Here is a 23,463-nt window from a genome sequence, read left to right as displayed (position 1 = left end):
ACAGCGATTCGTCTTCTAACTAAAGATGGATGATGTGCCGCGGCATTACTCGTCTGCCGTCGCGCCGGTCATATAGTACCCAAGTTCCTCCGGGTCGACGTTCTCGTTGGGCGTCGAGTGGACGATTTCGCCTTCGTACATCACGACCAGCCTGTCGCTGACGTTGATCAACTCGTCGAGGTCCTCGGAGACGTAGACGATACCTGCGCCGTCGTCGCGCTGGTCGAACATAATCTCGTGGATGAACTCGATGGCACCGACGTCGACCCCCCGGGTCGGCTGGTTCGCCACGATGAGGTTCGGCTCCCGGGTCAGCTCACGACCGAGGATGAACTTCTGGAGGTTCCCCCCCGATAGGTCCTTCAGCTTCGTGTCGACGTTCGGCACGCGGACGTCGAACCGGTCGACGATATCTTCGGCGTAGGCACGGGCCTTCCCGTAATCCATACCGAGACCGATACTGTCGTCGAAGTCGTCGGTGTCGTACACCTTCAGGATGCCGTTGTAGGTGAGTGTCTGCTCCGGAGCGCACCCGTGCTTGAGGCGGTCCTCGGGGACGTAGGCTACGCCGTTTTCGATGAAGGTCTTCGTCGACTCGCCGGTGAGTTCGGTTCCCGCGACTGTTATCGTTCCTTCCTCCGGTTCACGCACGCCCGCCAGACACTCGCTGAGTTCCAGCTGGCCGTTCCCGCTCACGCCAGCGACGCCGACGATTTCACCACTCCGGACGGTAAGGTCGAGTCCACTGAGTGCCTCGACGTCCCGCGCGTTCGTCGCCCGTAACCCCTGCGCCGTACAGACAGGGTCGCCGGGCCGGGCGGGTTTTCGGTCGAGTTCGAACAGCACCTCCCGACCGACCATCATTTCGGCCATCTCGTCGGTCGTGACGTCGGCCGTCTCGACGGTTCCAACGACCGACCCGTCGCGCAGCACCGTCACGCGGTCGGTAATCGATTTGGCCTCCTCCAGTTTGTGCGTGATGAAGATGATGGTCATCCCCTGTTCGGTCAGCGATTCGACGGTCTCGAACAGCCGGTCGACCTGTGTGGGCGTCAAAACCGCCGTCGGCTCGTCCAGGATGAGGAGGTCGATGTCGCGGTACAGGGCCTTCAGCAGTTCAACTCGCTGCTGTTCACCGACGTCGAGTTGCCACACCTCGTCGGTCGGATCGATTTCGATGCCGTATCGATCGGCGATTTCTTCGGTGCGCTTCTGTGACCGGGTTCGGTCGATAGTGAATATACGACCGAGACGGTTCAGCACGCTCAGTGGCCCGGAGCCGTCGAACCGCTCGTAGGACTCCCGCAGCCCCAGGATGATGTTCTCAGCCACCGTGAGACTCTGTACCAGTTTGAAGTGCTGATGCACCATCCCAATTCCGTGTTCGATGGCGTCCTGGGGGGAATCTATCTCGACGGGTTCTCCGTCGAGTTTGATTTGGCCCTCGTCCTGGTGGTAGAGCCCATACATCGTCTTCATCAGCGTCGACTTCCCCGCACCATTCTCGCCGAGCAGCCCGTGTACCTCACCACGTTCCACGGAGAAGGAGACTTGGTCGTTCGCGACGACACCTGGAAACTCCTTGTGAATCCCGTCGAACTCAATGAGCGGCGTACTCTCGGACGTGTCTTCTGGCTGTGTCACGCCAACTCTACCCATAGCTCCAAACTAACCGTGAGGGGTTAAAAAAGTACCTTCGGCAGGTCGGTTCCGCGTCCATCTGTCTCACTACGTCGTTGACAGTCAGCGGTCGTGGTCGGCAAGCGAGTCGAGGCCGGATCGTTCGATAACCGCCGTAGCAGTCTCTCGGGCACGCTGGAGGATGCTCGATTCGTCGAGGGTCGTTACCACTCCGTCGCGCATCACGATGTCCCCGTCGCAGATGACAGTATCGACCTCGTGGCCCTGCGCCTGGTGGATCACGGCGGATACCGCGTCGCGCACCGGCGTCATATGGGGTCTGTCGGCATCAAGCAGGATCACGTCGGCGCGCTTACCGGTCTCGAGCGATCCGAGCGCGTCGCCTTTGCGCATCGCCCGTGCTGCGTCTCGCGTTACCATATCGAGGGCCGCCTGCGTAGACACGACGCCGGAATCGGCGTTCGCGCCACGGTGTGTGAGCGTCGCGTACTGAGCGTCCTTGAGGAGGTTCACGGTATCTGAACAGCTCGCGTTGTCGGTGCTCACGCAGGTCGTGACGCCGTGGTTCCGGAGCGCGTCAAGCGGCGCGAGGCCCGACCCCAGGAAGAGGTTCGCAATGAGGTTGTGCGAAACGCGCGTGTCCGTCGCCGCGAGGATGCGGGCGTCGCGCTCGCTGATGTGGATGCAGTGGGCCAGCAGCGCGTGTTCGCCGAGGTAGTCGATGTTCGAGAGATACTCGACGCTCGAGAGCGCTCGACCCTGCTCTTGGAGTTGAGACTCCGAGACGTGCGTCGTCGTCATTACGTCGTGGCGTTCCGCCAGCGCGTACGATTTCTGGAGACCCTCCTTCGTCATTCCCTCGACGACGACCGGCGCAATCCATATCTCACGGCGGCCCTCGGCAGTGCCGTGGTACTGCTCGATGAGCGAGGCAACCTCGTCGAGGCCTGCCTCGGTCTCGACGACGTAGTTTTCCGGGTCCGGATGCTCGACGCCGGGCTCTTTCGTCGTGAACTCCGCGACCATCGACCTGTACCCGTCGTCGACTGGCTGGTCCATAAACCCGCGCGCATACACGCTCCGGATACCGGAGCGGTCGTACGTGTCGAGTTTGGTCTCGATTTCGTCCCACTCCTCCCAGGTCATCTCGGCGTCGTTCTCGACGAACGTCGTCATACCGGATTTGATGGCTTCAAGACAGTACAGCTCCGCCGCGACGCGGTGGTCGTCTGCGTCCATCGCCGCGACGCCAGGTCGTTTCACGTTGTATAGCCAGTCGAACAGTGTTCGGTCGTCACCCCAGCACCCCCGAAAGAGGATGTCCGAGACGTGCGTGTGTGCGTTGATGAGTCCCGGCAACACCAGGTGGTCGCTCGCGTCGACGACCTCGTCGGCGTCGTACCGGTCTGTCACCTCGGCGGTGGGTCCGACCGCGACGATTTCGCCATCGTGGATGGCGACTGTCCCGTCTTGGAGTACCTCGCGTGCGTCGTTCTGAGTGACGACTGTTCCGTTGGTTACGAGCGTGTCTACCATACGTTCTGCCTAGCGATGTGGGCCCTCCTACAAATAGCTGTATCACCGGACGGACCGCACCGGGTCCCTCGCGCGCGTCGACGATCGGGACGCCGGGGCTCTCTGGATAGACTGGGCAAAGTATTAGTGGTTGCTGTTGGATTTTCAAACTGCCAATGAAGCGATTAGCAGTCGATATCGGCGGGACATTCGTCGATGCGATAACGTTCGATCGGGAGTCGGGCGAACTCGCCATCGACAAGACGTCCACAACGCCGAGTAACCCAACGGAAGGCGTACTGGACTCCATTGAGGGTCTCGAACTCGACCTCGAAACGGTCGAAGCATTCGTCCACGGGACGACTCTCGGTCTGAACGCGTTCCTCGAACGGGAAGGTGCAACCACGGGCATCATTACGAACGAGGGATTCCGCGACGTGTACGAGATCGCCCGGACGAATCTCGAACCCGAGTCTATGTACGACCTCGACTACCAGAAACCGGAGTTGCTGGTTCCACGGCGACGACGCAAGGGCGTCCCGGGCCGCATCGACGTCGACGGTAACGTCGTCGAACCGCTCGATGAGCAGGCAGTCGCCGACGCGGCGATCGAACTCGTCGAGGAATACGACGTCGAATCCATCGCCGTGTGTTTCCTCCACGCGTATCAAAACCAGTCCCACGAGCGGCAAGCGGCCGAACTCGTTCGCGAAGCGTGTCCTGACGTGTCGATATCGATATCGAGCGAAATCGCCTCGGAGTACCGCGAATACGAGCGTACGAGCACTGCCGTCTTCGATGCCTACATCAAGCCCACCTTCGAGACGTACGTCGACGAACTAGACGGGCAGTTACGCGAGGCAGGTTTCGACAACGCGTTCTACATCACCCGCTCGGGAGGGGGAACGCTCTCGGCGGCCAACGCCAAGCAGACGCCGGTACAGACGATTCTCTCCGGACCTGCTGGCGGCATAATCGGGGCTTCGGCCGTCGGCGATATGACCGGTCGATCGGACGTTATCACCGTCGACATCGGCGGGACCAGTACCGACGCCTGTGTCATCGAGGACGGGTCGCCAGCCATCCAATATGAGTCCAATCTGGAGCACCTGCCGATGATGATTCCGGTCTACGACATCCGTACCATCGGCGCCGGTGGTGGTTCCATCGCCTGGGTCGACAGCGGACTGTTGAAGGTCGGACCGAAGTCCGCCGGTGCGGATCCCGGTCCCATCTGCTACGGACGCGGCGGGGAACAACCGACCGTCACCGACGCCGCGCTCTCGCTGGGCTACATCAATCCGGAAGGACTTCTGGGCGGCGAGATGAAACTCGACAAACAGAGCGCGATGGACGGCCTCGAGGCGAAACTCGCCGACCCGCTTGATACGTCGGTTCGCGACGCCGCGAAGGGTGTCCTCGACGTTACGGCCGCGAAGGCGGTCGGCGCGATTCAGGAGATAACCGTCGAACGCGGGCTCGACCCCCGAGACTTCACGCTCGCACCGTTCGGCGGTGCGGGGCCGTTGCTCGGGTCGCTGTTCGCCCGCGAACTCGACATCCCCGAGATGATGGTTCCGCGCGCCCCCTCCGTGTTCTCAGCGTGGGGTATGCTGATGGCCGACGTCGTCTACGACTTCTCGGAGATGCACATCGAGATCGTCGACGACCTGGACGAGGACGCTCTCGAATCGGAGTTCGAAGCCCTAGAGACCCAGGCCCTCGACGCCATCGAGGCGGAAGGATTCCACCGCTCGGAGGCACACCTCGAACGGACGCTCGAGATGCGCTACTTCGGGCAGGAACACACCGTCGACGTGCCGGCCGACGACGTCTCGGGGACGGACGAACTGAGCGACCGTTTCGAGCAGGTCCACCGCGACCGGTACGGCCACACGATGGACGACCCTCCCGAAGTCGTCAGTCTGCGCGTCCGTGGCATCGGGGAAAACGACAAACCGACGTTCGAGCACGCCGAGGAAACCGATGGCGAAGCGTCGCCGGTCGCCCAGCGCCAGGCATACTGTTTCGCCGAGGACGATATGGTCCAGTTCGACGTCTACGAGCGGTCGCATCTCGCACGCGGCCAGACCGTTCCCGGTCCCGCGGTCATCGAGGAACCGACGACGACCACTGTCTTCCACTCCGATCAGACAGCCGAACTAGACGGCTACGGTAACATCATCATCAGTAACCGAGGTGCCCGACAATGAAAAACAGCGACGTCGATCCTGCGACCGTCGAAGTGATTCGTAACTATCTCACGTCGGCGGCTAGTGAGATGCAGCGGACGCTCATAAGAACCGCGTACAATACTATCGTCTACGAAATCAAGGATTTCGGGCTGTCGCTGTACGACAGCGACCTCAACCTCGTCGCCGACTCCCCGGGACTGACCCTCTTTCTCGGCGCGAACGACTACAGCCTGAAGAAAGGTGTCGAACACATCGGTGAGGAGAACTTCGAGGATGGTGACGTCGTCATTATGAACTATCCCTACTGGAGTTCGGGGCACACACTCGACGTGTGTGTCATTATGCCCATCTTCGTCGCGGACGAGCTCAGGGGATATGCGGTCAGCCGCGCTCATCTGCTCGACATCGGACAGAAAGACCCAGGATACGTCTTGGACTCGACCGACGTCCACCAGGAGGGACTGCTGTTTCCTGGGACGAAGCTATACAAGGCGGGCGAACTCGACGAGGAGATACGCGACCTGCTACGGTTCAACACTCGCGTCCCCGACAAGGTCATCGGCGACATCAACGCTCAGATTGCGGCGCTCAGAACCGGCAAGGAGCGCTTCGTGGACCTCTACGAGAAGTACGGCGCCGACACCGTCGAAGCGAGCATCGACCGCATCCTCTCTTACGGCGAGGAAAACGCCCACAATGCCGTCGAAGAGTTGCCCGACGGTACCTGGAACGCTGTCGACTACGCAGACGGCGCCATCGACGACGACGACCTCCTTCGCATCGAAACCACCGTCACCATCGACGGCGACGAAATGACGGTCGATTTCTCGGGGTCGTCCGACCAGGTAGAGGCGCCGTTCAACGTCCCCATCGGGATGACCCAGACGGTCGCCAGACTCTGTCTGAAGACAATAACGACGCCCGACGAGGAATCCAACGCGGGCCACTACGCCCCCCTCAACGTCGAAGTCCCCGAAGACAACCTCTACAACCCATCATACCCCGCGCCGACGTTCGCAGTCTGGCCAGCTATGCTGGCCGTCGACGTCATCTACAAAGCACTTGCACAGGGTATGCCCGACCGTATCCCCGCTAGCTCGGGCGGCGACATCCTCTCGATTACGGTCTTCGGTGAAAACCCCAAGACTGGAAAACAAATCGTCGAGGCGACCAACCAGGGCGTCGGCTGGGGTGCGACCCAGGACCACGACGGCGGGTCGGCGCTGATGCACATCAGCGAGACGATGGTCCAGAACATCCCTATCGAGGTGCTGGAAAACAAGGCGCCCGTGGTCATCGACCGGCTGGAACTCCGACAGGACTCGGGTGGCCCTGGTCGGAACAGAGGCGGCCTCGGCATCCGACGGGACTTCCGGTTCACGCACGAAATCGGTGCGCTCTCGATTATCCAGAAGACCGAAACCGCCGGCTGGGGGCTCGAAGGTGGCGAAGCAAACTCGAAGAACGCAGTCGTCCTCTACCCCGATACCGAACAAGAACTCAGCACCGGTATGATGCGGAAAACGTTCCAGCCCGGCGAATCGCTATCGAACCGGTCCGCTGGAGGCGGTGGATACGGCGACCCCTACGAACGTGATCCCGAGCGCGTGCTGGAGGACGTGATCGACGAATACGTCTCCAGAGAAAGCGCCAGAGAAGACTACGGCGTCGTCGTGACCGAGGACCTCGAAATCGATTGGGAAGCGACCGAATCGCTCCGGGACTGACCTCAGCGTCAGTTTCGTCGTCTCTTTTCACCGTAGATGGGCCGTCGGTGGCGACGGTGTTCCGTCCGCGCCCACCGTGTCGAGGTCGTGTCGACAGTTCGGTTTACAGGAAACGCACGCCGACATCGTGCATATCGTCGTTGTTCATCGCGATGTTGATGAGCAACGGCGTGATGCCCTCTATCTCCGGGGCGTTCGCGAGCGGCCCGGCGTCGACCGGTCGCAGCCCGCCGACGTCGTCAGCAAGGTCCACTACAGTCCGCTTGGCGTCGTCGTCGTCGGCGACGACGAGCGTGTCGATGCCGAGGTCGTCGTCGAGGTGTGCCAGACGGTTTGCGGGGAGGTTGTGAAACGCCCCGACGACCGGAACTTCGTCGGGGGCAGTCGCAGCGACCAGTTCCGTCACGCTCCCGACTCCGGGTGGGTCGTAGCTGAACCCGTCGGCAGATTTGTCCATGCCGACTGCAGGACTGACCAGCACCGTTCCTGCGTCGAGTTCCGCCGCGACTGCGTCGACGGTGTCAGTGACGTGGAAGGGAGGCACTGCCAGAACGACCACATCGCCCAGTGCGGTCGCCTCGTCGTTCGCGTGTCCCGAAAGAGCCACGTCGTGACCATGCTCGGCCAGCACGTCCTCGTAGTCTGTCGCTGCGTCGACTGCCTTCGACTCCTCACGTGACCCGACGAGGACCTCGTGGTCCGTCTCCGCCGCGATTCGGAGGGCCAGCCCTTCGCCGATATCGCCAGTACCACCTAGTAGTGCTACTTGCATACGTTTGGTGCTGTGGGCTACACGATCATATAATTGTGGATTGAGGCAGTCGATTGCCGACTGGCGTCGTCGTCAACCACGGCGGTGCTACCGTCGGGAGTAATGCTCGGAGGGCGTTCCGGCGACGGTTGTTCACCAACGGACTCGATCGTCGAGGGCCCACGTATCGGCTCTATCAGGGTTCGCAGTACCTCTTGCATCATCGTGACACACGTCCAACCAGCAACCGTTTAACCGTTCTGGTGAGCGACACGTTCGTCGCTCACAACGGTCGGTGACGTAAACAGTACACCCGTGATTTCGGCTCTGTCGCGGAGGAGGGGCGTCAGTTCGAGGTGGTCATCGAGAACCAGGCGACGCGCTGGGGCCCGGTAAATGCCATCCGCTTACTCCCCGGCCGCAGCTTCCGTTTGGTCGGTATCGGCGGTCTCTTTGATGTTGTCCCAGTACGTGTTGATGTCTTTCCGGATCATACGCTTGAGCAATCGCGAACCGACAGTTGCCAGTCGACCCGTGAACTCTATGTCGATATCGTAGGCTATCGTCGTCGAATCACCCTCGTCAGTCATCGTCATCTCCGCGTCGGCGTCGAGCCTGCTCCCCGTGTTAGAGTCTTCGCCGCTGGCTTCCGCGGTGAGATGCGACGGTGCATTCAATTCAGTCATAACCACTCGTCCGTCGAGCGTCACGGAAATACCTGCGATGCCGCGCTCTATCGTCCCCTCGTACTCGTCGTCGGAGACCCGCGTCACTTCTTTTGCGCCGGGGACTGCTCCGACTAAGACTTCGGGGTCGGAAACGAGTTCCCAAGTCGACTCTGCGTCTGCTTCGATGACTACCTCGTCTTGGAACTGCATCAACTGTTACGTTCTACCCGAAGATATTATATCTTGTGTGCTACGGATGTCGGTGAGTGCCGTCTCACTAGTCGAGAAGGGGTGTGCCGTCGGCTTTGGGCCCGAGTCGTGGGCCGTGGGGGCGATCATCGGGGTCGATGCGGCGGCGCTGTCGGTAGTCCGTCGACCGCTCGACGGGGACCCGGCCGATGGCAGATATCATCTCGACGTACTCCTCGAAACTCCGGCACTCCCCGTATTTCCCGCCCGCGCGCGTCGTTATCTCCTCGCTGAGGATGGTCCCCATAAAGTCATCGGCCCCACAGGTGAGCATCTTCAGTCCCTGGGCGTCGCCGTACTTGACCCACGACGACTGGATGTGGTCGACGTTGTCCAGGAAAAGTCGCGAGACGGCTATCATAAGCTCGTCCTCGTGGCGGCTCGCGCCCCCATCGACCATACCGCGGTCGAATAGCGGCGTGTCGTGGTGGACGAACGAGAGCGGAACGAACTCTGTAATCGCGCCTGTCCGGTCCTGCAGGTCGCGTATCCGTTTCAGGTGTATCGCACGATGGGCTTCGTTGTCGACGTGACCGTACATGATGGTGGCAGTGGTGTCGAGACCGACGTCAGCGGCGGCCTCCATCGCGTCGAGCCACTCCCGGGTGTCTATCTTTGCCGGACAGATGACCTCACGTACCTCGTCGACGAGGATTTCCGCGGCCGTGCCAGGCACTGAGTCCAGCCCGGCGTCGGCTAGGCGTCCGTAAACCTCCTCGTATGACCAGTCGGTTCCTCTGCGCGCGTGGTACGCCTCCTCGGGAGTCATCGAGTGGAGGTGGACGTCATCGACACTCATCGCACGGAGTTGCTCGCAGTAGGTGCCAGGGTCGACATCGTACGCCTCCGGCGACCGGTAGTTCAGGTCGCCGCGCTCGCTGCGTTCGAGTAGTTCACGGTGGTCGGCATTCAGCGCGAACGCCGGGTGCAGTCCGGACACCGAGGTAACCTCGTATATGCCTCGTTCGAGAGCATCGGCGACGACAGCGCGAGATTCGGCGGGCGTCTTCGTGAAGCCGCCGTGGTCGCCGTTGTGGTCAGTCCGGAACTGCTCGGAGCGGTCCTTGAAGTTGCAGAACTGACACCCGGTGTTGCAGGCGGTCGTGACGTTGTTGTTCAGATTCGCGACGAAGGTCACCTCCTCGCCGACCACTTCGGCTCTGCGACGGTCGGCGGCTTCAAGCACCTGCTCCTTGCGCTGGCGGTCGATACCGTCGCAGTCGGTGCCCGTCGTGAGGAGTTCGACCGCATCGTCGACGGTCAGGCGGTCGCCGTCACGGGCCTTCGCCAGCGCGTTCTCGAAGTGCTGGTTCGTATCCGGAACGTACCGGAAGTCGAAGTTCTCGCGTGGGACGTTGGGACTGAAGAGTTGCTTGCTCATATATTGGTCATCGTTCCAGTATAGAATCGCGTGTCTACGACACGGGCATCGACGCACCGATTTCGAATCTCGACTTCGACGACGGCCGCCTCGGTTCCCGTCTCTGAACTGACGTAGCCGAGTCCGATGGCTTCGTTCAGCGTTGGGCTCAAGACACCACTCGTTACTCTCCCGACACGCGTTCCATCGTACTGAATCGCGCAGCCCTGTTTCGGCACACCCCGACCGCGAAGTTTGAGGCCGATGAGTGTGTCCCCGTCCGATTCGGTCTCGAGCGCGTCCTTCCCTACGAACGGCGTCTGGAAATCGACGATGTTCTCTAGCCCAGTTTCCAGCGGCGTCCGCTCGTTGTTCTCGTGGTGGAATTCGTTACCAGCCTGTATCAACCCGGCCTCCAGCCGGAGGGTATCGCGCGCTCCGATGCCGCACGGCTGGCAATCAAGTTCGTTCCAGATGTCAGGGGCTTCCGTCCACGGGAGGAATAGCTCGAACCCGTCCTCGCCTGTGTAGCCCGTTCGAGATACCAACACTGACGTGCCGTCGACACCGGTATACGTCGCCTCGAATCGGTCGAGATTCCCCACCGACGGACCGGTGATTTGTGAGACGTGCCGTTCGGCATCGGGACCCTGAACGGCGAGCGTCGCGAGTTCGCGGGTGCTGTTCTCCACCGAAGCCTGGAGTCCCAGTTCATCACGACGCGCCCGAATCCAGTCGTGAACCAGCCCATCGCTTCCCGGCCCTCCGACCACGAGAAATGCCTGTTCGCTCGAGTCGGGCACCCGGTAGACGGTGACGTAGTCAAGCATCGTCCCGTCTGCCGCGAGGATGCAACTGGCCTGGACCTCGCCCGGCGCGATATCGGTCGCTCGATTCGTCGTCACCCTGCCGACGAGCCTGGTCGCGTCTGGTCCAGAGACCCGGATTTTACAGAGGTGGCTTACGTCGAACCGTCCCGCGTTGTTTCGGACTTCGTTGTGTTCGAGACGGATCGAGTTGAATTCGATCGGGACTTGCCATCCTGTTACGTTCGTCACGTTTGCCCCTTCGTCTTCGTGCACCTGCGACAGGGGCAACTCCTCGTACGACATCTAATAGCTGTAGTCGTGGCAGGGACTAATAGCTTTCTGCAACCGAACCTGTGTGTCCGTTCTCGCTCGAACGTGTATTCGAACTATAGTAGCGTTTGCAAGTCTTCACTCACACGATCGCACGCTGTCGTGCGATCTGATGAGCAATCAGTTGCAAACGCTACTATAGGCACTGTTCAGATTAGCTGATTTTGACAGAAAGCTTGTGCGAGCAGCCAGGTTTCGGCGGTTGCTGGCTCGACGTTTCGGAAGTGGGTGGCGAACTGGTTGGTTCCGCGTTTGAGTTCTTTATACAAGCGTTCGATGGCGTTCCGATTCCCGTGTGTTTCGTGTTGGAATCGGAGTCCGTGGCGGCGACAGGCTTCTTGGAGCCACTGAGCGCCATCGACGAGAAACACGGCGTCGGAGACGTCGTGTTTCTCGCGTAACTCACCGAGGAAAATCTCGGAGATACCGAGATTTTGTGCTGTTCCGAGCTTGACGTGGAGAAATTCGTTCGTGTCGGGATCGACCGCGGCGTACAGCCAGTATCGCTGGTCATCGATCTGGATCACGGTCTCGTCAACCGCAACACGCTCCGGGCTCTCCCCCTCGGTGGGCTGTAGGCCAGCCTTCTGCACCCAGTTGTGAACGGTGGAGCGACAACGGTCGACACCGAACCTTTCAAGCTCTGCGACGGTATTCGACAGTGAGAGTCCCGCTAAATGGAGTCGAATACCGAGCTTCATCGCCCATTCCGGTGTCGTCTCTCGTTCCACAAAATCTAACTCGAAGCAGCCGTTACTTCGCTTGAGGCGGTCGATTTCTGGCATAGATCACTAGCAAATCGCATCGCCTCACCCTTCATCCTTATCTGAACAGTGCCCACCTGCCCACCCAAAATACTTTTATATATTCTCGAGATTGGTACTCTCTATGCGCCAAGCCTACTCTAGCCCAGACGCACCAACAGAACAGGAAGCATACACCCACGCTGTAGAAGCCCAGGGGTTCGTATTCACAGCAGGCCAGGTTCCAATGACCCCCGACGGAACACTCGTCGATGGAACAGTCGCCGAAAAGACGCATCAGATAATGTCGAACTTAGAGGCCATCCTCGCCGAGGCTGGAACCGGCTTCGAAGACGTGGTTCGGACGACGGCGTACTTCACCGACATCGACGACTTCGGTGAGATGGACGACGCCTACGCCGAATACTTCGATAGCACCCCTCCTGCGAGAGACGTCATCCAAGTCGAGGCGCTTCCAGGTGGGGCGGAAATCGAACTGGTGATGGTAGCGTCGCTGGAGTCGTGAGCGACGGACACCCAGAAGTACCGCAATAAGAGAAGTACTGCATAACGGGACGAGAGAATCGCACTGGGACAGCCCGGTCGAGACAGTAGTATCGGCGGTGGATCAGCAGGCCGCCCCACCTGACTCCTTGCCAACTGTCGACGGACCAGTTCGTGCGTCCGTCAACAGGGAGGCCGAGGAAAGAATATGCAGCAATTCGGTATGGTGTCTCCAGTCTCGAACCGTTAGAACGTCGATTGCATCTTAAGTTCGACTTCGTTCACGGCGCCGAGTACCAACTCGGGTAATTCTTGTCGGTACCGGTCCCCTCTCATTCGGTTCGCTGGTCCCGACACACTCACTGCTCCAACTACGTCGTCGTCGTGAAACACGGGTGCAGCAACGCTACGGATGCCTTTCGTGTACTCTTCGTCGTTGAACGCGACCCCCTTCTCTCGAATCTCCTCGAGCTCGGCGAGCAGAGCGTCCCGGGTCGAAATCGTCTGTTCGGTTATCTTCTCCAGTTCCTGGGTGTCTAAGATTTCGCGAACCCGGTCCTGAGGTGTGAACGCGAGAATTGCTTTTCCGGCAGCGAGTGCGTGCAGCGGCTTTGCTTGCCCGATCCAGGTCTCGACGGTGATTGCGCGGTCGCCCTCGGACTTGTAGATGTCTCGCCCTTTCCCGTGTTCTTCGACTGTGAACCAGGCGATTTCTGACGTCTCGCTCGACAGTTGCTTCAGCGTCTGGCCGATGATCTGCCAGGGAAGGATTTGTTTCCGTTTGTATACTCCGTGGTCGAGATACTTCAGACTGAGTTGGTACTTGTCATCCTTCTTGATCAGGTATTCTGCCTGTTCCATCGTCGTCAGGTACCGATGCGTGGTACTTTTCGCGATGTCCAATTCGTTGGCAAGTTCCGTGACCCCGACCTCATTCTTCTCCCGAATCGTTTCTATTATTTCGAACACGCGCACGGCTGTTTTCACCTCTGAACTGTAGGTCGCGTTTTCATCCATATACCCGTAACTAGCTGGAAGCAAAATAAGGCTTCGGCATAGGTCCAGATGGGCCGTGAGCGCCACTATATATGCCCCAGCACGCAGACTAGCCACACCGTTCGAAAAATAAGAACGCAGTGCAGAAGCTGCACGGCCGAATGAGACCGATTCTCACGGAGATCTCTGGCTCAGTTTTCAAAATTACAAATATAGATTTGTTATCTGAGATCGTCCTCCCGGTGACTGGGACATCGACAGCCGTTCTGATTTTTCGAACACCCATCCTCAAAGCCGATTTGCAGTGTCGGAATCGAGGTTGCCGGTGCAGTGACCGGCTCCGAACTAATGAAATATGGAGCCACGAGTCAAGTGTCTGCTGTAAAGGTATACGAGACGACAGACTACGTATCGCAGAAGCTGGTATCCAGCCGGGATGAAACCGAACGCCTTCGTATGACCGCGTTCCCGACGGACGGGGTCGCTCCAGTTTCGTCAGCCGCTTCAGCGGTCGCGATCGAAACGAACTACGGCGAATTCGCCGCGGAGTATCGCTCTACAGACCGAGGCGTTTCGGTCATACTGGAGACGCTGACAGCGGCGAGAGAGTACGAAGCTGATGCGGTGCTCGTCGCTGTGGGTCGGACGCGGGTGATCATCCGCTTCGGCACGACTTACGACAGTCCGCGCTGGCTGACCATCTCCAGAACGTGGTGACTATCGAACTCCCGGTCCATCAGCACGTTATCGACGTGTACGAGGCTTTCAGCGGAGTCAAGCAGATCCTTGACTATTTCCAGTCGAGTCTACCCTTTCGGACCGAGCGTGCGTCCAGCACGGTTGGGACGGCGTTCCCGACCAGCTGGACTGTTACCCACTGGTAGGCGTGCTCGTTGGTCTTTTCCTTTATCCCCATAATCAAATCTTCGTAGCCCGTTCTATCGCCAATGAAGGGTGTAGCTTCGGTAATATCAATCGCGACGATACCCGCTCGGAAGACTTCCTCTGTCTCCGCGACCTCGTCCAGCAGTTGACGGACAGCCTGTCGGTACATCTCTCGGATCTGCTCGATAGAGAGGTGGCGCAGCTGCTCCCGATGAGCGTGACCCAACGGCGTCCGCTCCCGGGTTGACTCAACGACGAAACTGCGAGCCCCCTCATTTGCAGCGAGACTCTCATGAAGTCCGAGATACGTCTGTAAATCCCAGTAAGCGTTCTTGTATATCTCACAGCCGTCCCTACGATCCAGCGAAAACGTCGGGAAAACGATGCGGCTGACGTGGTCCGTGATCTTCGCTGCTTCTCCCAAAACGGACTGACCGTCCGGACCGGTCTCCCCAGACTCGCCGTTATGGTACTGTAGCTTCCGTTCTGGGTCACGGGGAACCGCAACACCGGCATTCTGGGCTTTGATAAGGATTGTTCGAGCCACCGTCTCGACTGTTTCCTTGAGGTCAGCGGTGAACCGCTCGTGCCAGCTTCGCCACAGTGTTGACTGCTCAGCTCTGTTGAATAGATGCTGAGTCGTAGTTATAACGGCTCACACAACGATTCTATGTTGATGATGGCGAACAGCAGGACAATTTCACGGAACTGTCGATACCAGCCAAGCGCTCGCTCGGCGACGCCGTGCGAGCGCTTGGTTGTCGATTACGAGGTTTCGGCCATCCAGCGCTGAGGGCAACCTTTCGCCCGGATGAGCGCGTTGTTCGTAACTGCGTTCGGTTACGACCCGCGGTAGTGGCACTGTTCAGATAAGGTCGAAAAGTGAGGCGGTTCGTTTTCTGAGTGAGCTATGCCCGATAACGACCGCCTCGACGGCTGTTTGAACGAGATCGAGTTAGAGTTTGTGGAACGAGAGCCGACACCGAGATTGCTGATGAAGCTCGGTATTCAGCTCCATCTTGCTGGCCTATCACTTTCGAATACCATTTCTATTCTTGAAATATTCGGTGTCAGTCGAGCTCGATCCACCGTTCACAACTGGGTTCACAAGGCAGATCTACAGCCCGAATCTGGTCGGAATCCGGATCACGTTGGGGTGGATGAGACCGTGATCCGACTCAATAATGGGCAGTACTGGCTGTATACTGCTGTCGATCCTGAGACAAACGAATTACTGCATACAACACTTGAACCGATGATAAACAAGGTAATTGCTCACACATTCTTTGCCGATCCCCGCGAGAAACACGCTGTTGACGACGCCGTGTTTCTCATTGATGGCTCGCATTCACTGAAAGACGCCTGTCGCCGCCACAGCCTCGATTTTAGATATGAACGCTATGGAAATCGGAACAGCGTCGAACGTGTCTTTCGAGATATAAAACGAAGAACTACCATTTCTCAAACTGTTTCAGCAACGCCGAAGCAGACACCGCCGACGATTGGCTTCGATCCTTTGCCTTCGCATAGAATCAGCTTATCTGAACACTACCTCGAGAGCACGGGGGCTTTCGAAGTCCTCAGCCTCTCGTTTTCAGCAATCCCGCTCCTAATTAAACACTATTATAATACATACCCGGGTCTTCTGGCGTTCTACGCTCTTTCGACGTAGATTGTAGTGACTTTTAATGTATTTCGACGGTGTTTTTCAGTATTTCTTCCCTGGTTTTCGAGAGGGCATCGGCAGAATAAGGACACGTGAGATACGCCGGCAAGGGCCTCTGAAGCGACCACTGTTCACGTCGTGTGGTCGACGGTCGGTCCATCACCGAGCGTATATTGGAGGACATAGCCTGAAAGCAGCGCAGAGATAGCGAGGAGTGCTGCCACAGGGTAATCGATGGAGAGGCCCACGGCGAGTAGCACGAGAAACCCGAAAGCGACGGCGGCAGTGACGAGGCCGCCGGGGGCACGGAACGGCGCGGAGATGTCACCACGGTGGACGCGCAGGCCAACAAATGACGCGATATTGATGGCGTACGGGAGCACCGTTCCAACGAGCGCTGCAAGGACGATACCCCCGGTAACCTGTTTGCCGACGACGACGGCGGTAGCAGCGACAGCGACGGCACAGAGTGCGACGTACGGAGCGTTCGTCTGGTCGCTGGTGGCGGCGAATGCACTCGGGAAGAGGTTGCGCTCGGCGAGGGCTGCGAGAACGCGTGAGGCACTGGTCATTCCGACGAGCATCGTGGTGAAGATGGCGACGAGTGCGGCGACCGGCAAGCAGATAGTTCGCGAACAACGGGAGACCAGCATCGACGACGACGGTAGAGAGAGGCGCGACCATCACGAGGTTACCACGCTGGAAGGCACTTGGCGCGACTGTAAAGTGGAGCGCGAGGACGATGACAGTGTAGAACGCCGTCGTCAGAAGGAGACTGCCGACGATGGCACGCGGGATCGTCCAATTCGGCTTCTTCACCTCGCCTGCGGCAGCCGGGACGACCGTCCACGCGCCGTAGCCCGTGATAGCGACGCCGACGGCGGCGAAGAACTGTGTTTCGCGTCCCGTGATGAACGGGGTAGCGTTCGACGGGTCGCCGTTCGCGAGGCCGACGCCGGCGACGACTGTGAGGACGGCGAGGATGAATGCCGTAAGGACGAGGTTCGTCCGTTTAGTGACATCGATACCGGCGAGCGTGATGGCGAGACTGGCGAGAATCGCGAGTAGGCCGAATGCGACTGTGTAGTTCCAGACGCCCGCGAGTTCTGGAATTGCCCCGAGATAGTTCGCCACGTACCACGCCGAGACGGCGACGCCAAACGCCCACCCGAGCGCGTAGGACGTCCCCTCCAAGTACGCAACGAATCGACGAACTGCCGCGTTTGGCCCGAGGGTTTTCGCGGGAAAGACGGCCGGGCCGCCCGACTCCGGAAAGGCCGTTGCGAGTTCCGTGTAGCAAAGTGCGATACTAATCATCCCGAAACCTGCGACCAGCCACGCAAGTATTGCTCCAGGACCGATCCATTGACCGGTGAATGAGGGAAAGAAGAATATCGACGAACCCATCATACCCCCGACGCTCAACAAGAGGAGATCGCGGAACCCAACCGTACGGGGGGACTGTTGTCTCTAGTAGTAGCTGTCACATCTACTGATTAGCGAATTTTTTTAATTGTTGTGATTTTGGAGAACACATTGGTTACGAATTTCTGATTATCCTCTTGACGATCGTCTATGCCGGCGGAAAAGCGCCAGCTCGTCGGTACGGGGACGCTGTTCAACTCGGTCGTTGTCGTCGGCGATGCGATACTACTGGGGTATGCCCTCGGTGGCCCAGCGAAGCGCATACGGGAAGTCCTCGTGACGACGACTGCTGCGCGAAATGTAGCCATCGCGTTGCTCATCGCCACGACGAGTTTCCGCGAACCGGGCGTTCTCACGATCATCGTCGTGTTCGGACTCGCCCCTTGGAACTCCTGGCGCCACGAGTTCTACAAGCCGATGGAGACGGTCCAAGATGCCGACCGGGGTGGCTTCATCTTCGCCCCTGAGGTCGGCTCCACGAGAACGTTTATGAACTCGACTTCTTCTCGTTGTACCCGAACAGCACCTGTACTCGAAACGTCTCTCGCCGCCTGCTTCGGGTATCAGGGATTCAGCAACGTGAATTTCGGGCGTATCGAGTGCCACGAAGCGATCAATGTCTTCGCTCGCGAAATTCTGCTGACGGCAAAGCCACGGCTGGAAGCCGGCGACTGGGGCGTCGTCCATGGGATCGTCGATTCGATCTGGATGACGCCGGATCCGGACGTCGACGACGATGACCGCGAGGACCTCGAAATGTTCGCGACGGAGATTACGGGGTCCATTGAGATACGGCTCGAACACAAAGCCCATTACGGCTGGGTAGCGTTCGTCTCGCAGCGCAAGAGTGAGGCCAGCGCCCTGACGAATTCCTTCGGGAAGGTCGCCGGTGGAGACGACTTCAAGATTAGAGGGATCGAAGCCCGCCAACGCTCGACCCCACCGTACATCGAAGCCGTCCAGCAGAAGTGTCTCGAACGGTTCGATACGACCCTGTCCCCGGCGCATTACTCGACTCTCTAGGACGCCATCAATCCGCTCCACGCTGGAACGGTATCGGGTGAACAACTCGTCGAACAGAATCGTGTTTCCAAACCGCTGGAGCGATAAACGCAGAACACACAGAACGTGGCGTCACTGAAGCGGGCTCGGGAGCCAGGATCTTCGCTGTCCACCCGGGACAGGATATCGAGTACGTGGTCGTCGATGACGAGAAAACCTCGCAAGAACGGGTCGCGTTGGCCCACGAGGAGATTGAGTCGTACGATGTGTCGTGCTATGAGACGGAGCTCGCCAGAACTGTCGAAAGTCTGCTGTCGCCGATGGGCTGGGACCGCTCGAAATTGCGTCGAGAACTCGCGGAGACACAGGTCACGGAGTCAACTGCGTTCGCGAACACGGAGAATACTTAACCAACACAAGAGACGCACGCAGTGAGTTTGTTGGTTAATCACAGCCCCACGAGGTCGAACCCCCACACCCCGTGTGCGATATGAAATCGGGAAGACGACGGGAGGGGGTGGTCGGGGAGGGAGACCACGAAATACCAGAAATACACGATTTCTCGGAGAAGAAGTCTCGAAGACAGCAATATCGAAGTGAGCTCTAATAAAGGAAACCTTTACATAGGTACTCTGTCAACCAAATCCGTACTGGTGCTAGAGTCGGTCGAAGAGAAACAGTATATTTCGTGATATAACAAAACTCGTCCGTAGTTTTGCTCCTTTGTGGGCAGGGTATCTTCGTCGGGTTTCCGTCTTCTCGTGGACTCTCTCACCGAATCCCGAGTTCTTTGGATGGTTCGTCCCTGTCTACCCTCTCGCCGAATTCATATTGCACACGGGGTATGGGGGTGACTTTCCGCCAAGATGCCATCTCTGTCGGGATCGGCGAGAGATATTCTGGTACTATTTGGATTAAGAGTACGTCCGATATTTCATCTTGCACACGGGGAGTGTCTTCACCGGATTCTTCTGACTCGCCTCAATAACGGTTGCTGCCGATGAACTATCCCGCATTTCATATCGCACACGGGGGGTCACTACGATCAATTGATTCCGCCCGCGGTTACCGTTCTCTACCTATCTCCCTTACATAGATCGTCTCTGTCGACTGAATACGGGCGATTTAACCTCGCACGCGGTACCCATATCTATTTATAGTTTCGACCTAACTGCGCAAATATGGCTGACGGCGACGATCAACAATCCCTCTCACAATCTATCAAAGGCCGTCTTCAGGAGGGAGTTCAGAACTCTGTCTTTCGAGATAAAGGGCTTCTCGACCCGGATGCCGTCATCGACGAGGACCGGATTGTCGGTCGCGATGACCAGCTGGACGACATCATCACCTACCTACGACCGGCACTGCAGGGGAATCGTCCCCCCAATATGCTCCTCTACGGCCCGTCGGGGACCGGGAAGTCCCTCATCATCAATGCGGTCTGCCAGCAGGTTCTCGAACTCGCGAACTCGCAAGGAGATCGGTTCGGCGTCATCAAAATCAACTGCCAAACGATCAAGTCCCACGACCGGGCTGTCTATCGCTTGGCGAAGAATGCAGCTGATGAAGCCGGTGTCGATGTCGGCATTCCTCAAAGTGGTATCTCGACGGACCAGAAGCTCAATCGGTTCTACGAAATTCTGAGCAACAATTTCCACTCGGTCATCATCATCCTCGACGAAGTCGACCTTCTGGTAGGCCGACAGCGAGATCCAAACGACGAGCCGGCGTATTCGAAACTTCTCTACCAGCTGTCGCGAGCGTCACAGCTCGGCCGCATCGAAGGCCACGTGTCCGTCGCTGCGCTCACGAACGATCCCCGATTTATGGAGGATCTTGACGGTCGGGCCGAGAGTTCATTCAATCCACAGGACGTCGTCTTCCCCGACTACGACGCGAATCAACTGCAGGCGATTCTCGAACGCCGCCGCGACGCGTACCAGGATGATGTCCTCGAAGACGGTATCATTCCGCTCAGTGCTGCATTCGCGGCACAGGATCACGGCGACGCCCGAAAGGCGATCGATCTGTTCCGGAAGGCTGGTGAAATCGCGGATCGGGAAGGAGAAGACACCGTTAGTGAAGAGCACGTTCGCGATGCTCAGAAAGAAGCTGAACGGGACCGGACGCTGACCCAGATGCAGGGTCTTTCGACGCAAAAGAAGCTCTCGCTATACGCTACCGCGATCGTCCCAGTCCACTCTCAGCGAAATTTGAACGCCGTCCCCAGTACGGTTGCCTACCGGGTGTACCAGTACCTTACCGACCTCTTGGATGCCGATGAAAAATCGCGCGACTCCTATCTGCGATATATGAACGAAGCTGAGACATACAATTTCGTCACGTCGGAGAAGCGGGGACGCGGCTACGGCAGTGGTGTCCACAAGGAGTACACCTTCGTCGACGATCCGGAAGTGGTCGCCGAGACCCTCCAGACTGACTTCCGCCTCGAGGATGCTGAACACGACGAGGATCTCGTCAAATCAGTTGTCAACGCACAGATAGACGATTTCTTCGAGGGGAATTAACGCGAAGAGACACCGACTCCGGCACCGAATTCATATCGCACACGGGGGGTGGTTCCGGCGATAGTGTTGTTAGGATGGTGATATATGTCTGACAACAGTACGCAAGATTTCATTTCGCACACGGGGTGTCCCCTCTCTTGGTTTGTCAGCCTATTCATCTCTCACACGGGGTCCCCTTAGGAGAAGAGTGGATTCATCTCTCACACGGGGGGTGGCATTCCATCGGTATTTGTTAGTTCATTCGAAGGAGAGTTTCCGCTTAGTTCAGATGAACTTGTGTGGCTGTTCTGATTGAATATCAATCTGTTTTCGAATACTCCTTTCAATAATTGATCACAGCTATCGGAGCGGTGATTCGGTTCCCTAAAGTCGACGTAAGAGTGATAGGTTGCCGCAATTGAGCGTATTTACACTTCGAACACGGGGTGTATGAATTCAGAATTTATCAGCGAATTCACTTGTGACGAGGGGTGTGGAGTGGTTGGAGCGGAAGCAATCAATACGAAGAATTTATTTTCCCGTTGCTGGTTCAATTCTGTATTTTCCGGCAGCTTTCACTCTCGACGAGGTGTGTGTATCTCCTCTCAACTACATTTAACTGACAACGATATTTGGGTAATCGGGTCCAAGCCCTCCACCAATTCACTTCGTACACGGGGTGTTAACTCCTATAGTCAAACTGCATTTTTTGCTACGACTGAAAATCCATCGTCACTATTGATAAGATCGTTATCGAGAAACGACGGAAACACGGGATGGGTGATCCGAGGTTGCCATTTACTCTTCCGACTATCGACCTACATCGGGTAACGAAACGACGGAAACGCGGAGTGGATGTTCGAAACTTAACCTACAGAGAACAATAGATGGGGCTGTTGGTTAAGACAGGGACTGTGCCGACTTGGTGGGGCCGTAGCGAGCCGAGCCACACACCCGGCACTCCCAGATCGGTTGCCCCGTCCACGCCGCATCCGGGACCGACTCGTGGGTCTCGAACCGATGGTCGGTCGCCCGTCCACAGGTTTGACAGTCGAGTTCCTGCGTCGTCGGTACCGACGACACCTGGCGATCAGCCGCACCTTCGTCAGCGGATTCGGTCAGCGCCATCGCTGGAACCAGCCACACCGCGTCGTCGGCGTCGTCGAGGACCGCGTCGAGACGCGACGTGTCGCGGATGCCGTCCCCACACTGGTCGTAGAGCGGCGTCGGGGCCTGCTCCTGCCGCTCCGACGCTCCCTGTCCGTGCCACCCAGTCCGGTCACGGGCGGCACTGAGAAGCCGCTCTTCCTCCGCTGACGACACCTGTACCGCGTCGGGGAGTGCGGGCCATTGCTCGGCCAGCTGGCGCGCCGGCGCCTCGTCGAGATCGTAAATGAGCGTGTAGTCGTCGACGGCCGGTTCCGCCTCGTTGGCGGAGAGGAGGTTCGCAGCGGCGCCGCCCTTCGCGACGGCGCCGTAGAACGTGGTCGACTCGACGACCAGGTGGACGATGCCGAGGACCGTCGTCGACGCTATCTCGTTCGTGCTAGTGGCGTCACTTCCGAGATGGTTGGTGAGACAGAACCGGCATTTCGTCTGGCCGTTTGGGACTGACGCCCCACAGGACCGGCACTCGCCGTCGGTTACCGTCGGCGCATCGGGGTAGCCACCAGCGCTCGTCGCGACGCGTTGCCGCCGGGGGGGCACCCTCACACCCGTCGTCCAGCCTCGTGTCCGGAATGTGGGACGCCTCGCCGGTCGGCCGTAGTTCCGCAAAGTCAGAACATCGGTTGCGCATCAGTTGAATCATAACTTCTGCCGTTATCGCATTTCAATATCCGGACGCATTCGCTCGCAACGTACTCTTGATTATACGAGAGAGTACAACTATATATGAGAGTTTAGTGCCAACACTGTCGCAAGAGGTGCCAAGCATGTCCGAATCCTCGCGAGATGGGGCCCAATCGTGGACTGAGTCGATGAGCGCCCGCGACCGCATTCGGGCGGTCGCCGAGTCACTTCGCGAACCGCGGTCCGTCAACTGGATCAGCGAGCAGGCTGACGCTGCCTGGAGTACGACCAACGAGGAACTCCAGGATCTCGTCGATCAGGGCCAGTTGCGTCGCGTCGAGGCCGGCGAGACGACGCGCTACCAGCCGGACTACACGCGCCTGCTCTTCGAGGAGATCCGGACGCTCATCGAGGCAAACACGCGCGAGGAGCTTCGCAATGAACTGGCCGCGATCACCGAGGAAATCGAGGGATGGCAGGCGACCTACGACGTGGAGACGTGGGAGAAGCTCGAACAGTCGCTCCCCGACGGCGACCTCACAAGTGACGAACTTCACGAACGTCGTGACGTGATCACGCGGTGGGAGGAGAATCTGGAAGACCGTCGCCTCATCAAGCCCGCGTTGGCGCTCTACTCGGACGTCGAAGCCGCTCGCGAACAGCGGATCAACGTGGCTGACCGCGGCACAAACTAGTTTT

At 58.6% G+C, this 23,463-nt stretch carries 15 protein-coding genes and 6 pseudogenes; 8 read left to right on the top strand and 13 right to left on the bottom strand.

Annotated features, from left to right (window positions below; all coding sequences use genetic code 11):
• Positions 1-45: 45 nt before the first annotated feature.
• Both RJT48_RS16290 and RJT48_RS16285 read right to left on the bottom strand, forming a co-directional pair.
• Entirely contained in the window at positions 46-1,659 is a 1,614-nt protein-coding gene (locus tag RJT48_RS16290) for an ABC transporter ATP-binding protein (RefSeq protein WP_311173398.1), read from the bottom strand.
• 84 nt (positions 1,660-1,743) lie between these two features.
• Positions 1,744-3,177 carry an amidohydrolase family protein gene (locus RJT48_RS16285; RefSeq protein WP_311173397.1) on the bottom strand — a complete coding sequence of 478 codons (1,434 nt, stop codon included), beginning with the start codon at positions 3,175-3,177 and terminating at the stop codon, positions 1,744-1,746.
• A gap of 155 nt (positions 3,178-3,332) precedes the next feature.
• Here RJT48_RS16285 and RJT48_RS16280 point away from each other — a divergent pair, with 155 nt between their 5' ends.
• Positions 3,333-5,369, top strand: a complete 2,037-nt coding sequence (locus tag RJT48_RS16280) for a hydantoinase/oxoprolinase family protein (protein ID WP_311173396.1) — start codon at positions 3,333-3,335, stop codon at positions 5,367-5,369.
• The gene (locus RJT48_RS16275; RefSeq protein WP_311173395.1) at positions 5,366-7,078 is read left to right on the top strand and encodes a hydantoinase B/oxoprolinase family protein; all 1,713 of its coding nucleotides are present in this window, start codon (positions 5,366-5,368) and stop codon (positions 7,076-7,078) included. Before RJT48_RS16280 ends, RJT48_RS16275 begins: the two co-directional genes overlap by 4 nt.
• A 103-nt stretch (positions 7,079-7,181) precedes the next feature.
• On the opposite strand, the gene npdG is transcribed toward RJT48_RS16275, so the two are convergent.
• The 5 genes from npdG to RJT48_RS16250 form a co-directional block, all read right to left on the bottom strand.
• A complete protein-coding gene (gene npdG, locus RJT48_RS16270) occupies positions 7,182-7,850 on the bottom strand; it encodes an NADPH-dependent F420 reductase (protein WP_311173394.1) in 669 nt (222 codons plus the stop codon).
• A 386-nt stretch (positions 7,851-8,236) separates the two neighbouring features.
• Complete coding sequence (locus RJT48_RS16265) at positions 8,237-8,707, bottom strand: SRPBCC family protein (RefSeq protein WP_311173393.1); 471 nt, start codon at positions 8,705-8,707, stop codon at positions 8,237-8,239.
• Between the two features lie 67 nt (positions 8,708-8,774).
• Positions 8,775-10,127, bottom strand: a complete 1,353-nt coding sequence (gene cofH, locus RJT48_RS16260; RefSeq protein ID WP_311173392.1) for a 7,8-didemethyl-8-hydroxy-5-deazariboflavin synthase subunit CofH — start codon at positions 10,125-10,127, stop codon at positions 8,775-8,777.
• Positions 10,124-11,218 carry a glycine cleavage system aminomethyltransferase GcvT gene (gene gcvT, locus RJT48_RS16255; protein WP_311173391.1) on the bottom strand — a complete coding sequence of 365 codons (1,095 nt, stop codon included), beginning with the start codon at positions 11,216-11,218 and terminating at the stop codon, positions 10,124-10,126. The genes cofH and gcvT overlap by 4 nt, the downstream gene beginning before the upstream one ends.
• Before the next feature lie 176 nt (positions 11,219-11,394).
• Entirely contained in the window at positions 11,395-12,030 is a 636-nt protein-coding gene (locus RJT48_RS16250; RefSeq protein ID WP_311173389.1) for an IS6 family transposase, read from the bottom strand.
• Between the two features lie 103 nt (positions 12,031-12,133).
• Between RJT48_RS16250 and RJT48_RS16245 the strand changes: the two genes are divergently transcribed.
• Complete coding sequence (locus RJT48_RS16245) at positions 12,134-12,514, top strand: Rid family detoxifying hydrolase (RefSeq protein ID WP_311173388.1); 381 nt, start codon at positions 12,134-12,136, stop codon at positions 12,512-12,514.
• 224 nt (positions 12,515-12,738) lie between these two features.
• Here the strand turns inward: RJT48_RS16245 and RJT48_RS16240 are convergent, their stop codons facing one another.
• The gene (locus tag RJT48_RS16240; protein ID WP_311173387.1) at positions 12,739-13,575 is read right to left on the bottom strand and encodes an IclR family transcriptional regulator; all 837 of its coding nucleotides are present in this window, start codon (positions 13,573-13,575) and stop codon (positions 12,739-12,741) included.
• 243 nt (positions 13,576-13,818) lie between these two features.
• On the opposite strand from RJT48_RS16240, the gene RJT48_RS16235 reads away from it, so the two are divergent.
• Positions 13,819-14,205, top strand: coding sequence for a hypothetical protein (locus RJT48_RS16235; RefSeq protein WP_311173386.1), 387 nt, complete (start codon positions 13,819-13,821; stop codon positions 14,203-14,205).
• Here the strand turns inward: RJT48_RS16235 and RJT48_RS16230 are convergent.
• Positions 14,166-14,989, bottom strand: a pseudogene (locus RJT48_RS16230) (transposase); the annotation flags it as partial. The gene RJT48_RS16235 and the pseudogene RJT48_RS16230 overlap by 40 nt on opposite strands.
• 29 nt (positions 14,990-15,018) lie before the next feature.
• Positions 15,019-15,231, bottom strand: a pseudogene (locus RJT48_RS16225) (IS5/IS1182 family transposase); the annotation flags it as partial.
• 52 nt (positions 15,232-15,283) lie between these two features.
• Here RJT48_RS16225 and RJT48_RS16220 point away from each other — a divergent pair.
• Positions 15,284-15,903 (top strand): annotated as a pseudogene (locus tag RJT48_RS16220) (IS6 family transposase).
• 267 nt (positions 15,904-16,170) lie between these two features.
• Here the strand turns inward: RJT48_RS16220 and RJT48_RS16215 are convergent.
• Positions 16,171-16,611 (bottom strand): APC family permease, encoded by a 441-nt coding sequence (locus RJT48_RS16215; RefSeq protein WP_311173385.1) that lies wholly within the window; start codon positions 16,609-16,611, stop codon positions 16,171-16,173.
• A 106-nt stretch (positions 16,612-16,717) separates the two neighbouring features.
• Positions 16,718-17,446: pseudogene (locus RJT48_RS16210) on the bottom strand (APC family permease); the annotation flags it as partial.
• 393 nt (positions 17,447-17,839) lie between these two features.
• On the opposite strand from RJT48_RS16210, the pseudogene RJT48_RS16205 reads away from it, so the two are divergent.
• Together RJT48_RS16205 and RJT48_RS16200 are read left to right on the top strand one after the other, a co-directional pair.
• Positions 17,840-18,876: pseudogene (locus tag RJT48_RS16205) on the top strand (hypothetical protein); the annotation flags it as partial.
• A gap of 771 nt (positions 18,877-19,647) precedes the next feature.
• Positions 19,648-20,994 (top strand): Cdc6/Cdc18 family protein, encoded by a 1,347-nt coding sequence (locus tag RJT48_RS16200; RefSeq protein WP_311173384.1) that lies wholly within the window; start codon positions 19,648-19,650, stop codon positions 20,992-20,994.
• Between the two features lie 879 nt (positions 20,995-21,873).
• Here RJT48_RS16200 and RJT48_RS16195 read toward each other — a convergent pair.
• Positions 21,874-22,771: pseudogene (locus RJT48_RS16195) on the bottom strand (biosurfactant protein 1).
• 136 nt (positions 22,772-22,907) lie between these two features.
• Between RJT48_RS16195 and RJT48_RS16190 the strand changes: the two are divergent.
• A complete protein-coding gene (locus tag RJT48_RS16190; protein ID WP_311173383.1) occupies positions 22,908-23,459 on the top strand; it encodes a DUF7342 family protein in 552 nt (183 codons plus the stop codon).
• The last annotated feature ends 4 nt before the right edge of the window (positions 23,460-23,463 follow it).

It is taken from the genome of Halobellus ordinarius, assembly GCF_031823395.1.
GTDB classification, from domain to species: Archaea; Halobacteriota; Halobacteria; order Halobacteriales; family Haloferacaceae; genus Haloquadratum; species Haloquadratum ordinarius.
Note: the sequence above shows the minus strand (reverse complement) of the source record. Positions and strands in the feature narration are given on the sequence as shown.

Excerpts from the sequence above, each read along its gene's own strand:
- RJT48_RS16190 (WP_311173383.1), top strand. The coding sequence starts at position 22,908 with ATGTCCGAATCCTCGCGAGATGGGGCCCAATCGTGGACTGAGTCGATG.
- cofH (WP_311173392.1), bottom strand. The coding sequence starts at position 10,127 with ATGAGCAAGCAACTCTTCAGTCCCAACGTCCCACGCGAGAACTTCGAC.
- RJT48_RS16285 (WP_311173397.1), bottom strand. The coding sequence starts at position 3,177 with ATGGTAGACACGCTCGTAACCAACGGAACAGTCGTCACTCAGAACGAC.
- RJT48_RS16265 (WP_311173393.1), bottom strand. The coding sequence starts at position 8,707 with ATGCAGTTCCAAGACGAGGTAGTCATCGAAGCAGACGCAGAGTCGACT.
- gcvT (WP_311173391.1), bottom strand. The coding sequence starts at position 11,218 with ATGTCGTACGAGGAGTTGCCCCTGTCGCAGGTGCACGAAGACGAAGGG.
- RJT48_RS16275 (WP_311173395.1), top strand. The coding sequence starts at position 5,366 with ATGAAAAACAGCGACGTCGATCCTGCGACCGTCGAAGTGATTCGTAAC.
- RJT48_RS16250 (WP_311173389.1), bottom strand. The coding sequence starts at position 12,030 with ATGCCAGAAATCGACCGCCTCAAGCGAAGTAACGGCTGCTTCGAGTTA.
- RJT48_RS16290 (WP_311173398.1), bottom strand. The coding sequence starts at position 1,659 with ATGGGTAGAGTTGGCGTGACACAGCCAGAAGACACGTCCGAGAGTACG.
- RJT48_RS16280 (WP_311173396.1), top strand. The coding sequence starts at position 3,333 with ATGAAGCGATTAGCAGTCGATATCGGCGGGACATTCGTCGATGCGATA.
- npdG (WP_311173394.1), bottom strand. The coding sequence starts at position 7,850 with ATGCAAGTAGCACTACTAGGTGGTACTGGCGATATCGGCGAAGGGCTG.
- RJT48_RS16245 (WP_311173388.1), top strand. The coding sequence starts at position 12,134 with ATGCGCCAAGCCTACTCTAGCCCAGACGCACCAACAGAACAGGAAGCA.
- RJT48_RS16200 (WP_311173384.1), top strand. The coding sequence starts at position 19,648 with ATGGCTGACGGCGACGATCAACAATCCCTCTCACAATCTATCAAAGGC.
- RJT48_RS16215 (WP_311173385.1), bottom strand. The coding sequence starts at position 16,611 with ATGACCAGTGCCTCACGCGTTCTCGCAGCCCTCGCCGAGCGCAACCTC.